Origin of the sequence: Adhaeribacter aerolatus (assembly GCF_007991635.1) — a bacterium.
Classification (GTDB): Bacteria; Bacteroidota; Bacteroidia; order Cytophagales; family Hymenobacteraceae; genus Adhaeribacter; species Adhaeribacter aerolatus.
This window is the reverse complement of the sequence record NZ_BJYS01000004.1, coordinates 140,786-153,811: the sequence shown is the minus strand read 5'-3', so window position 1 is coordinate 153,811 and position 13,026 is coordinate 140,786. Positions and strand designations below refer to the sequence as shown.

Here is a 13,026-nt window from a genome sequence, read left to right as displayed (position 1 = left end):
CTTGTGTTTAGTCAAACCAATAATGCAGGGTATTCATCCCTCTCTCTATGGCGCGGAAGTTACTTCCGTGCCTTTCCTAAGAAGCCAACCGAGCACGGAAGTAACTTCCGCGCTAGAAAAAGCCAGCTAATTAGGCTTGACTGAACACTAGCAAGAGTTGGTGTCTGGTTAAGCACATTACCTACTAAAATAGTGGTTCAATTGCAACAACTGCATTCATTGCATAAAAGCTAAAAGTAAATAATGAAAAAAAACAAGTTCAAATTTTCTTTGCTGCAAAAGCGGCGCATTTTAGTATCCCTGGTTACCATTTTATTATCTTCTTACGCCTGGGCACAGGAAACCAAGAAACCATCAAAAGATGCCCCGATTTTCACGCAGTTTACCTACCGGGGTGATGATGATATTTACAAGAGAAACCCGCTACAGCCCGACGAATTTTATACTCCTATTCTGCAAGGCTGTTATCCTGACCCAAGCATTACGCGCAAGGGGAAAGATTATTACCTGGTAAACTCTTCTTTCGCCATGTTTCCGGGAGTACCGATTTTTCATTCCAATGACCTGGTAAACTGGAAACAGCTCGGGCATGTGCTGGACAGGACTTCTCAGTTAAAAGTAGAGACTTCGGGTATTTCGGCGGGCGTGTATGCGCCGGATATTAAGTACAACAAAAGTAACGATACCTTTTACATGATAACCACCCAGTTTTCCGGGGGCATGGGCAATATTGTGGTTAAAACAAAAGACCCGGCGAAAGGCTGGAGCGACCCGGTAAAACTGCAATTTAATGGCATCGACCCCTCGCTTTTTTTCGAGGATAATGGTAAAGCCTATGTGGTACACAACGATGCGCCGCCCAAAGGTACGGAACAGTACGAGGGGCATCGGGTTATTAAAATTTGGGAATACGATGTGCAAAATGATAAAGTAGTACCCGGCACCGACAAAATTATTGTGAATGGGGGGACCGATATTATCCAAAAACCCATCTGGATTGAAGCGCCGCACATTTACAAGAAGAATGGTCGCTACTACTTAATGTGTGCTCAAGGCGGTACCGGCGACAACCACACCGAAGTAATTTTTTCCAGTGACAACGTAATGGGGCCTTATGTACCGGCTAAAAACAACCCGATTCTTACCCAACGGTATTTCCCGAAGAACAGGCCGAATAAAATGGATTGGACCGGGCACGCCGATTTAACCGAAGGACCGGATGGTAAATATTATGCCGTGTTTTTAGGTATTCGTCCGAACGAAAAAGACCGGGTAAACGCCGGGCGTGAAACCTTTATATTGCCGGTGGACTGGAGTGGCGAGTTTCCGGTTTTTGAAAACGGGCTGGTGCCTTTGAAACCTAAGTTGAAAACTCCGGCGGGCGTGAAAAATCAGACCGGGCAGAACGGTTTCTTCCCGAACGGCAACTTTACCTTCACCGATAACTTTACCGCTAAAAATTTAGATTACCGTTGGATTGGTATGCGGGGCCCGCGGGAGGAGTTCATTAGCACCGGCAAAAACGGCTTGCAAATAACACCTTTTGCCAAAAATATTAAAGCGGTAGCGCCCATATCTGCGCTGTGGCATAGGCAGCAGCATAATGCCTTTGAGTCAACTGTAACCCTGAAATATACCCCAAAATCAAATAAAGATTTAGCTGGTCTGGCTTGTTACCAGAGTGAAAAGTTTAACTATGTATTAGGTGTTACGAAAAAAGGGAACGACAACTATCTGGTGCTAGCCAGAACTGAAAAAGGGAATACTACCGTCTTGGCCAGTGAAAAAATAGATGTTCGGAAACCTGTTCAGTTGCAAGTGGTGGCGCAAGGAGATGATTACAAGTTTAATTACAGCACTGATAATAAAAATTTTAAAAATATTGGCGGTACTGTTTCGGGAGATATTCTTTCTACCAACGTGGCCGGTGGTTTTACCGGTGCTTTAATTGGGTTATATGCTACTTCTGCGAACGATATTCAGCTATAAAGTTTGACTTCCCTTTTAAAAATGGTGATTAGTTTATCGCATTCATAATCTTTCATCTTAAAACCAAAGCAAATGAATTTAAAAACTTTAGCTGTCTTATTTTCCGCTGCCTTAACCAGTGGTGTGGCGTTCGCGCAAACGAACCAAGCTGCCGTAGTGGAGGATTTTAAACCTTCCGTTTTAAATCAGCCGGGACAAGAATTTCCGCAAGTCAATTCGCAGGGTTATGCCAAGTTTCGGATTAAGGCGCCCCAAGCCGACAGTGTTCGGGTTAGTTTGGGCTTAGGTGGAAAAGGTGGAACGCGGCTTACTAAATCGGCTGATGGTTTCTTCACCGGCACCACCGCCGGTCCCATGGATGAAGGTTTTCATTATTATCGCCTAACCGTAGACGGCGGCACTTTTAATGACCCCGGCACCTTAAATTATTACGGTTCTACCCGTTGGGAGAGCGGCATTGAAATACCGGCGCATGACCAGGATTTTTATGCGCTGAAAAATGTGCCGCACGGCCATGTGCAGCAAGTATTATTTCGTTCCAAAAGCACCAATACGTCGCGCCGGGCCTTAGTTTACACGCCGCCGGGATACGAGAAAAATACCAAAACCAAATATCCGGTATTGTATCTGCAACATGGCTGGGGCGAAGATGAAAACGCCTGGAGCAACCAGGGACGGGCTAACCTGATTATGGATAATATGATTGCCGAAGGCAAGATAAAGCCCTTTATTATTGTCATGGCTTACGGCATGACTAACAATATAAGACCAGGCACACCGGGAGGTTTGAGAAGTTTCGATATTAAACCTTTCCAAACGGTTTTGCTGGATGAATTAATCCCTTACATTGATACTAATTTCCGCACCATCGCTAATCGGAATAGCCGGGCTATGGCGGGCCTTTCGATGGGTGGATTTGAAACCCATACCATTACGCTTAACAAGCCTGATGTATTCGCTTATTACGGACTGATGAGTGGGGGCGTTTATACGCCGGAAGAAATTATAGATAAGACTAAAGTAAAACTCATTTTCCTAAGCGCCGGTAGTAAAGAAAATCCGGATAGGGTAAGAAAAGCAGCTGCAGATTTGAAAGCGGCCGGCTTCAACGCTGTTTCTTATGTTTCGGAAGGCACCGCTCACGAGTTTCAAACCTGGCGACGCAGCCTTAAAGAACTTGCCCCGCTACTTTTCAAGAATTAAATAACACATAGGTCTGCCATAGTTTAGTAAGTCAGTTTTAATTTTTCCATTGCTATTCATAATAACAACTGCGATTAGAAAAATATTTGATTTAGTAAATGTTGAAGCCTTATTTATAATACCTTAATTATTAACCTGATGTGTTGGATGGTCTTTGCTGGTTTTCGGTAAGGCCACCAACGCACCAACGGGAACTACAGATCGAATTAATACTTGTATAAATTAAAATATTTGAACCTTGCCGTTAAAAAGATAATAAATAATCTTATAGACAGTTTATCAGGAAAAGGAATCGATATCAATAAGTTGTTTGCAAATAAAAAAGCACTTACAAGTTTTACCTTATAAGTGCTTTTTTTGTGGAGAATATCGGAGTCGAACCGATGACCTCTTGCATGCCATGCAAGCGCTCTAGCCAGCTGAGCTAATCCCCCATTTGATTTCTACCGCCGTTTGCGATAGTGATGCAAAAGTAAAATAATTTTTTTAAACTTCTAATACCTGTCAAAAAATATTTTAAATAAAAAACCCGGAGCTAAGTCTAGCTTCGGGCTTTTTATAATAAAACAACCAACCCGATAGATTAGAAGCTGTAACGCAGGCCTAATTGCATCCGCCAGGTAGTAGTGTTGTTAAAAGTATTCCGGAAAGGCGTAGTAGGCAGAACCGTTTGGCCTTGTTCGTTTACCACGGTTATCATGTTAAAAGTAGGAACACCTTCAGCGTTTACGCTGGCAACATTTAATAGCGGATAGTTAAAGTTAGAACCACCATTTAATTGCTGGGCAATTCCCCACGGCAGGTTAAAAAAGTTTCCAACCAGGTTACCCGCATTCTGAACATCAAAACTTAATTGTAAGGTGTTCCGGCGTTCGCCAATGTTAGTAAATACATCCTGTAATAACCGGAAATCGAAGCGGTTTAACCAGGGCATTAAGCCGTTATTACGGAGTACATAATCACCTTTGGCATCGCTTAATTGTTTGCTGTTTTTCACAAATTCTTCGTAAGCGGCCCGTTGTTGTTCGGCGGTAAAGGTTACGCGGTTTACCGTTCTGGTAGCAAAATTAAGTTGCGAGGCATTCTCCGGGATGTACAATAAATCCAGCGATACGCCGTCGCGGTTCAGGTCGCCGTTAGTGGTATAAGAAAAACGGCCCTGGTGCGCCCCGTTATAAAATAAAGAAACCGTAGTACCCAAATGGCCTAAATATTCCTGGCGGTAAGAAATATTACCCACAATCCGGTGCGGGATAGCAAATTCCGAAATACCCAATAACTGCTCGTTCGCGTCGTTTACAGAATAATTACTTTGCCATACAGAGGAAGCCGTAGAACCCGGGTTACCGGTAATATCGCGGGCATCGGTATAAGTATAGTACAGCGAGCCAAAGAAGCCGGTTTGACTAGGTAAAGAAAGCCCTACCGTTGCCGTCATCGAGTAGCCTTTATTGGTGTTTGATAAAACCGTGGCAAAAGGACCGGTGGCCGTATTGTAGAGCGCATTGGCACTGCCATTCCAGAAATCGCGGTTATCGCCGGCGTAATTCATTTGCAGGGTAGCCGGCTTGCGGTTGGCATTAAACTGGTAAATACCTTTTATGTCTTTGGTATACAAGATATCAGTACTGGCTACCAGCGGGGTGCCTGGTATGGTGTAATCCACACCTAGGCTGCTCCGCCAAATTTGCGGCATCCGGAAATCTTCATCCACCAAAGCAATGGCGCTGGGCGTTCCGCCGGCCGGTGATTTTAAGAAAACGTTTTCGGGTCCATTGTTCAGCCAGTACATGGGATCCGGGTTGAAACGGATATTGGTTAATGCGCTGTTAGGAACTGGATCTAACGTATTCGTAATTAAACCGGTAGCGCCCGGCATGTTGGTTAAGTAAACAAACGGAATCCGGCCGGCAAAAATACCGGTACCGCCGCGCAGTTTAAAGGTGCCATCGGCCAGTGCATCGTAGTTAAAACCAACGCGCGGCGACCACATTACCCTGGATTTAGGCCAGGTTCCACTTTTATAGGTAGTAGGCTTGCCATTCTGGTCCAGCAGTTCCAGTTTGTCTATTTGGGGGTTAGAACCAATTTCGTTTAAATAAAGCGGTAATTCGCCCCGAATACCAAAGGTTACGTCCAGTTGGTTGTTAAAAGAATATTTGTCTTGTAAATACAGACCACCTAAGCCAAAGCTAACCCGGGTATAAGGGTCCTGGCCCGGATAGGCATACGACAAACCAAAAGAAGTCGGCTGGGCATTGCTAATAAAGGCATCTACCGATGGGTAGCGGTAGTAAGAGGTCGCATTGCGCAAGAATAAGTTACCGTATTTAATGAGTTCGTAACTGGCCCCGGCGGTAATATTGTGCTTGCCGGCCTGGTAGGTAAAGTTATCAATAAAGGTATAATTGTCGTTTATCAGGTCGTTGGCGCCGGAAAAAAGCTCGGTACCAAAGCTAATGTAATTATCGCCGCCCTGCCAGATATCCACGAACGGGAAAGTTGTACCGGGAGTAGTACGGGTAGCCTGGTTAAAGCTGTAAGTGGCTAAAATTTGGTTCGATATCCGGGAGGATAATGTACTGTTTAATTCGCCGGTAAGCGACCATACTTTATTTAAAAAGCCGTAATTCGCGTTTTGGAAAGCCAGGGCATTCGGTCCTATCCGGGCGGAACTTCCGCGGGGGTTTGGCGCAGAAGTTGAATTTACGGTTTGGTCGCTGGTACCTTCGGCGTAGTTAAAGCGCGTGGTAAACCGGTGGTTCTGGCTAATATTCCAATCCAGGCGGGTTAAAAAACGGGTGCTTTTATTCTGAAATTCGTTGGCGTAATTTTCGTAGGCCCCTGGGTCGTAGTTATACGTGTTAATCAGGTGCTGGCGCACTCTTTCTAAATCAACGGCCGTTGTTCTGGATACGTTGCCGGTAGCGCCGGGACGGTTGGCTATCCAGGTTACGCCCGGGAATATTTCTTTTTCCCGCTCCAGGTTACCGAAGAAGAATAATTTGTTTTTAATGATAGGGCCGCCAAAACGGGCGCCGTATGTTATGGTGCTGTTATCGGGTTGCGCCGGCAATTCCCGTCTGCCCACCAGGGTGCCTCTTAAATCCTGGTTTCGGAAAAATGTATAAGCCGAGCCGGTGTAAGTGTTGGTACCGCTGCGGGTAATCGCATTAATGCCAGCCCCGGTAAAGCCCGACTGGCGTACATCGTAAGGGGCAATATTTACCTGAATTTCTTCAATGGCATCAATCGAAACCGGGCGGGTGCTGCCGCCGGGCAATAAATCGCTGGAGCTGGTACCAAAAGCATTGTTAAAGTTGGCGCCGTCAATTTGAATGTTGTTGTAACGGTTATCGCGGCCGGCAAAACCTACGCCGTTGGCCTGCGGGGTTAAGCGGGTAAAATCTTCGAGGCTGCGGGTAACGGTGGGCAGGCTGCTCAGTTGCTCCGAACCAATATTGGTGGCAGCGCCGGTTTTGGTCGCGTTAAAAACTTCGGAGCGGTTAGCATTTACCACTACTTCTTCCAGCGCGGTACCGCCCTGCGAAATGCGGGCATCCAGGGAATAAGGCACCCCCAACGATAAAGAGATATTATTATAGGTTTGTGACTGGTAACCAATATAACTTACTTCTACGGCATAAGGGCCACCAATCCGCATGTTCTGAATTTGAAAACGGCCATCGGTATTGGTGGTAGTACCATACACGGTACCGGAAGGCTGGTGAGTGGCTTTAACAGTAGCGCCAATCAGAGGTTCGCCGCTGTTATCCCTGACCGAGCCGGTAATACTACTGGTTGTTACCTGTGCGTACAAGCCAACCGCACACAGCAACAAGATAACTGTAGTGAGTATGAACTTCTTCATAAAGGGTTTTTGATTTGTTTTGTTTGTTTATGTGAAAAAGGAAATAATTGGGTGTTCGAAATAAAGTACAGGAGTAAAAACGTTTTTCTGGCAACTATGTTTTTATCTATTTGCTTGTAAACAAGTGGGTTAGTGTTTTTGTAAAAGCTAAAGTTTACCGCAGAAAACTTCCGGTACCAGCGTTTCTGCTTTTTTGGCTGCACAAAAATAATCTAAAACAAATCAGAATTTGTTAAAAAATAATTAACAAAATGCCCATTGTGTTAGAATAATAAAAGCACGGAGGTTTCCGCGCGCAAAGATAGGAAAAATTTAGATGCGGGGCCGAACCGCTTTGATGAAAATTTTCTGATAATAGTTGGAGTACAAATTGTCTTCTTTTACTCCCAAACTGGTAGAGGCATGAATAAAAAATACTTCGTCGCGGCCTTTTACATCCGTAATCATACCTACGTGCGTAATTTGGCGGCTGCCGCCGGAGGCGCCGAAAAAGACCAGATCGCCGGGACGTAATTCTTTCGGCCGCACCCGGCGGCCAAATTCACTTTGCTCGTTCGAGGTGCGGGGCAGGTCTACGTCAATGGCTTTAAAAGAAGTACACAGCAACCCGGAGCAATCCATGCCAATGCGGGTGGTGCCACCCCAACGGTAGGGGGTGCCCCGGTAAGAGCGGGCTGTACGGATAACCCGCTGTATTTTTTTGTTGGTGTGCGTGCGGGCCATGCGGCCGGTGCGGCGTTGCTGCTTAATCAGCTGCTTTTCCTGTCTTTTAAACTCCCGTTCCAGCACCCGTTGGTCGGTATCGGCATAGGGATTATCCGAAACAGTGCCGGACCGGAAACCGGTATACGATTTCTTACAGGATACCATCAGGCACAGGGCCAGGCAAGACAACATTAGCTTCAGATTAGGGTGCAGCGAACGCCAAGTCATAAGCATAAAGGTTTGATGGAAGGATGAATTTAAGGCAAAGAAGAGTTTTAAAAAAGACGTGGCCGGAAAATCGGGGTGTTTTTTTCTTAACCTTTTGATTCCCAAATCATTTCTTTTAAGACTGGGCATGCCAGTAAATTTGCCTTCCCAAAGGGGCGTAAACAAAGCGTTTTCTTTCCCGAAGCCGATTTGCTGAAACCCTAGAACCGGTAAAGGCGTGGGCTGTCTTCAGCTGTTGCTGACGCGAGATGGCCGGGAAACCTGCGGTTAGGAGTTCATATAAAATAATTCAGCGCCTGGTTGCCAGTTATCAAAATAGTTGAAGTTTACTTTCCGAACTTACGCTTCTGCCTGCAACACCAATATTATATTAGAGTAAATACAGGATAAATAATAAATTTACGGCCAATATGTGTGGAATCTCTGGTATTTATGCTTTCAGCGACATCGGGCGCGATTATTTAGATAAATTAAAAGCATCTACGGATGCCATTCAATCAAGAGGACCCGATTCGCAGGGGCATTTTTATTTTGATAAGTGCGGCCTTGGCCACCGCCGCCTGGCTATTCTGGATTTAACCGCCGATGGCGCGCAACCCATGACCGACGAGTCGGGGCGCTATACCATTGTGTTTAACGGCGAGATTTTCAACTTTCCGCAACTCAAAAGAAAATTAAAAGAAAACGGTTATACTTTTTTTTCCGGCACCGACACCGAAGTGCTGCTGAAATTATATATAAAAGAGGGCAAACGGTTTCTGAAACGCCTGAACGGCTTTTTTGCTTTTGCTATTTACGACAAAGAAGAAGACTCTTTGTTTATTGCCCGCGACCGGATGGGCGTAAAACCTTTGCTCGTTTACAAAGACGAAGACAAGCTGTTATTTGCATCCGAGATGAAAGCCATGCTGGCTTTTGGCATTAACCGTAAAATCGATTACGTATCGCTGTACCAGTACTTACAGTTTAATTATATTCCGGGACCGGCTTCTATTATTAAAGGTGTAAAAAAACTGGAACCCGGCCATTATTTGTACATCATAAACGGCAAGGTGCTGAAAAAAGCCTGGTACCGCATTCCGTACGATAAAAAGAAAGTTAAAAACAACCCGCTCAGCTACGAGCAGCAACAGCAAAAATTAGTAGAGCTGCTCGATGCCTCGGTGCAGCGCCGGATGATTGCGGATGTGCCCTTAGGCGCTTTTCTGAGCGGCGGCATCGATTCTTCGGTTATTGTGGCGCTGGCTTCCCGGCACACCGATAAGCTGAATACTTTCTCGATTGGTTACCGCGATGAGCCCTTTTTTGATGAAACCCGTTACGCCAAACTAGTAGCCGATAAATATAAAACCAACCACACGGTATTTTCGCTCACCAACCAGGATTTGTACGATCACCTATTTCAGGTGCTCGATTATACAGATGAGCCTTTTGCCGACTCCTCGGCCCTGGCCGTTTACATCCTGAGCAAATATACCCGGCAGCAGGTTACGGTAGCCTTATCCGGCGATGGCGCTGATGAATTATTTGCCGGCTACAACAAGCACATGGGCGATTACAAAGTGCGGCAGGGCGGCTTTTTGGCCGAAATGGTTACGGGCCTGGGCCCACTCTGGGATATTTTGCCTAAATCACGTAACTCAAGTCTAGGCAATAAAGTAAGGCAATTGCAACGCTTTTCCGAAGGCATGATGGCCTCCGCCAAAGACCGTTATTATAACTGGGCCACTTTCGCCGACGAAGAAGAAGTCCGGCGGCTGTTAACTAAAAGAAGCCGGCAGTTTATGGCCAAAGGCGTTTATAAAAAGCGCAAGCGGCAGATTTTGAAATATATCCACCAGGATGGCGACATCAACGAGGTGCTGTATACCGATATGCAACTGGTGCTGCCCAACGACATGCTCACGAAAGTAGATTTAATGTCTATGGCCAATAGCCTGGAGGTGCGTACGCCTTTTCTGGATTACAAGGTGGTCAATTTCGCTTTTTCGCTGCCGCAGTCGTCTAAGATTGATAATAAAATGAAAAAGAAGCTGGTGCAGGACGCTTTCCGGCCTATGTTGCCCACTGAACTGTACAACCGGCCCAAGCACGGCTTTGAAGTACCGCTGCTCAAGTGGTTCCAGAACGAACTGCGTCCGCTGATTACCGACAATTTGTTGTCGGACCAATTTATAGAAGAGCAGGGAATATTTGAGGTAGCCGAAATCCGGAAATTAAAAGCCAAAATATTTTCGAAGAATCCCGAAGATATCCATGCCCGTATCTGGGGGTTAATTGTGTTTCAGCACTGGTACAAGAAACATCTTGTATAATTTACAATAACTTGATTATTAAATATTTATCTATATTTGTTTTTAATTTTACAACTAACCTATATTTTTGTACGTATTAAATATTAAACAATATATATAATTAAATATTTATGAAAATTGCCATTGTTGGAACCGGATACGTTGGACTGGTTACGGGAACCTGCCTCGCTGAAGTAGGTATGGATGTTACTTGTATTGATATTGATACCAAAAAAATTGAAAACCTGAAAAACGGTATTCTGCCCATCTACGAGCCTGGCCTCGAAGAAATGGTGCTGCGGAATACCCGCCAGGAGCGCCTGCATTTCTCCGATGATATTGCCACCAGCATTCAGGATGCCGATGTAGCTTTTATTGCCGTAGGTACGCCGCCGGGCGAAGACGGCAGCGCCGATTTAAAATATGTGCTGGCCGTGGCCCGCAGCATTGGGAAGCACATGAACAACTACATGGTGGTGGTTACCAAAAGCACTGTGCCGGTGGGTACCGCGCGCAAAGTGCGGGCCGCCATCGAAGAAGAAATTATTCTGCGCGAAGAACCCCTGGAGTTCGACGTAGCCTCTAACCCGGAGTTCCTGAAAGAAGGCGCTGCCATCGAAGATTTCCTGAAACCCGACCGCATTGTGATTGGCGTAGAATCGGAGCGGGCCGAAGACATCATGACCAAGGTTTACAAGCCTTTCCTGCTGAACGGCCATCCGATTATTTTCATGGATATTCCCTCCGCCGAAATGACGAAGTACGCTGCTAACTCCATGCTGGCTACCAAAATCAGCTTCATGAACGACATTGCCAACCTGTGCGAAATAATGGGCGCTGATGTAAACATGGTGCGCAAAGGTATCGGCAGCGATGCCCGTATCGGCAATAAATTTATTTACCCCGGTATTGGTTACGGTGGTTCGTGCTTCCCGAAAGACGTAAAAGCCCTGATTAAAACCGCAGCCGAAAATGGTTATGAAATGCAGATTTTAAAATCAGTAGAATCGGTAAACGAAAACCAGAAATCGGTCTTATTTAATAAGATTCAAAGGCACTTTGAAGGCGATTTAACCGGTAAAACGTTTGCCATCTGGGGGCTCTCCTTCAAGCCCAAAACCGATGATATGCGCGAAGCGCCTTCGCTCGTGATTATTGATAAGATTATTGCCGCCGGCGGCAAGGTAAAAGCCTACGACCCGGTAGCCATGAAAGAAGCGCAACACCTGCTGGGCGACAAAATAGAATACGCCAAGGACCAGTACGATGCCCTGATTGATGCGGATGCGTTGCTGGTGGTAACCGAATGGCCCGAATTCCGGTCGCCGAACTTTAAAGTGGTAGCCCGCTTAATGAAAGACAGTATTATTTTTGACGGCCGTAATATTTACGACATCAAAGAAATGGAAGAATCTGGTTTTACCTATTACGGTATTGGTGTAAAACCACGTTATCACTCGGCCATAGACTTAGCTTAACTCCTACAAATGACTCAGAAACGAATTTTGATTACCGGCGGGGCCGGCTTTTTAGGGTCTCACCTCTGCGACCGCTTTATTAACGAAGGTTATTACGTTATTGCGATGGATAACCTGATTACCGGCAACATTGCCAACATCGAGCATTTATTTAAGCTGCCGAATTTCGAGTTTTACCACCACGATGTTTCCAAGTACGTGCACGTACCAGGCCAGCTCGATTATATTCTGCACTTTGCCTCTCCGGCCAGCCCGATTGATTATTTGCAGATTCCGATTCAGACGCTGAAAGTAGGTTCTTTGGGTACGCATAATTTATTAGGTCTGGCCCGCGCCAAAGGTGCCCGGATGCTTATTGCTTCCACTTCCGAAGTTTACGGCGACCCGGAAGTACACCCACAGGTAGAAGAATACTGGGGTAATGTAAACCCCGTGGGCCCGCGTGGTTGCTACGACGAAGCCAAGCGTTTTCAGGAAGCGATTACCATGGCGTATCACACGCACCACGGCCTGGAAACCCGCATTGTGCGCATATTTAATACCTATGGTCCGCGGATGCGCCTGGACGACGGCCGGGTATTGCCGGCTTTCCTGAGCCAGGCTTTAAGAGGCGAGGAGCTTTCTATCTTCGGCGATGGTTCCCAAACGCGCTCTTTCTGTTACGTCGATGATTTAATTGAAGGCATTTACCGCCTTTTATTCAGCGATTACCCGTTGCCGGTGAACATTGGCAACCCCGATGAAATTACCATAAAAGAATTTGCCGAAGAAATCTGCAACCTGACCGGTGTGCCGCTTAATTTAGGTTACCAGCCGCTACCAAAAGACGATCCGCAGAAGCGCCGTCCGAATATTTCGAAAGCCAAAGAAATATTAGGCTGGGAGCCCCAGGTTTCCCGCGCCGAAGGCCTGCGCCGCACCCTCGAATATTTTAAAGAAAAAGTAGAAGTGCTGCAGAGCTAAAATCTGTTAAGCACTAAAAGCTTGACTTATTTATTATAATACTAACAATGCCTTTCCACCTAAATCAGGGAAAGGCATTGTTTTTAGTTGTTCTTTACTAGAAGGGCTAAGTTCTAAGCTAAATAATACCAGTTAGTATGAATGACCTTCCATAGCTGAAAGTATAAATCATTTCCTCCACACCCGTCATTCCGGAGGAATCTTCTGCATAGAAAGCATAACAGGCAAATACCAGACTTGGTTTATTACCTGTTTACCCAATTTATGCAGAAGATTCTTAACAGAATGACAAGTA

General features: G+C 45.7%; 7 protein-coding genes and 1 tRNA gene. 5 read left to right on the top strand and 3 right to left on the bottom strand.

The window, feature by feature from the left end; genetic code table 11:
- Positions 1–243 precede the first annotated feature (243 nt).
- Both AAE02nite_RS04580 and AAE02nite_RS04575 read left to right on the top strand, forming a co-directional pair.
- Complete coding sequence (locus tag AAE02nite_RS04580; RefSeq protein WP_146895357.1) at positions 244–1,989, top strand: glycoside hydrolase family 43 protein; 1,746 nt, start codon at positions 244–246, stop codon at positions 1,987–1,989.
- A 72-nt stretch (positions 1,990–2,061) separates the two neighbouring features.
- A complete protein-coding gene (locus AAE02nite_RS04575) occupies positions 2,062–3,192 on the top strand; it encodes an alpha/beta hydrolase-fold protein (RefSeq protein WP_146895355.1) in 1,131 nt (376 codons plus the stop codon).
- A 360-nt stretch (positions 3,193–3,552) separates the two neighbouring features.
- Here AAE02nite_RS04575 and AAE02nite_RS04570 read toward each other — a convergent pair.
- The 3 genes from AAE02nite_RS04570 to AAE02nite_RS04560 form a co-directional block, all read right to left on the bottom strand.
- Positions 3,553–3,626, bottom strand: a tRNA-Ala gene (locus AAE02nite_RS04570).
- Positions 3,627–3,775: 149 nt separating this feature from the next.
- Entirely contained in the window at positions 3,776–7,063 is a 3,288-nt protein-coding gene (locus tag AAE02nite_RS04565; RefSeq protein ID WP_146895353.1) for a TonB-dependent receptor, read from the bottom strand.
- Positions 7,064–7,375: 312 nt separating this feature from the next.
- The gene (locus tag AAE02nite_RS04560) at positions 7,376–7,996 is read right to left on the bottom strand and encodes a C40 family peptidase (protein WP_246150792.1); all 621 of its coding nucleotides are present in this window, start codon (positions 7,994–7,996) and stop codon (positions 7,376–7,378) included.
- 410 nt (positions 7,997–8,406) lie between these two features.
- Between AAE02nite_RS04560 and asnB the strand changes: the two genes are divergently transcribed.
- The 3 genes from asnB (at position 8,407) to AAE02nite_RS04545 (ending at position 12,731) form a co-directional block, all read left to right on the top strand.
- Positions 8,407–10,311 carry an asparagine synthase (glutamine-hydrolyzing) gene (gene asnB, locus AAE02nite_RS04555; protein ID WP_146895351.1) on the top strand — a complete coding sequence of 635 codons (1,905 nt, stop codon included), beginning with the start codon at positions 8,407–8,409 and terminating at the stop codon, positions 10,309–10,311.
- A 110-nt stretch (positions 10,312–10,421) separates the two neighbouring features.
- Complete coding sequence (locus tag AAE02nite_RS04550; RefSeq protein ID WP_146895349.1) at positions 10,422–11,768, top strand: UDP-glucose dehydrogenase family protein; 1,347 nt, start codon at positions 10,422–10,424, stop codon at positions 11,766–11,768.
- Positions 11,769–11,777: 9 nt separating this feature from the next.
- Positions 11,778–12,731 carry a UDP-glucuronic acid decarboxylase family protein gene (locus tag AAE02nite_RS04545; RefSeq protein ID WP_146895346.1) on the top strand — a complete coding sequence of 318 codons (954 nt, stop codon included), beginning with the start codon at positions 11,778–11,780 and terminating at the stop codon, positions 12,729–12,731.
- Positions 12,732–13,026 lie beyond the last annotated feature (295 nt).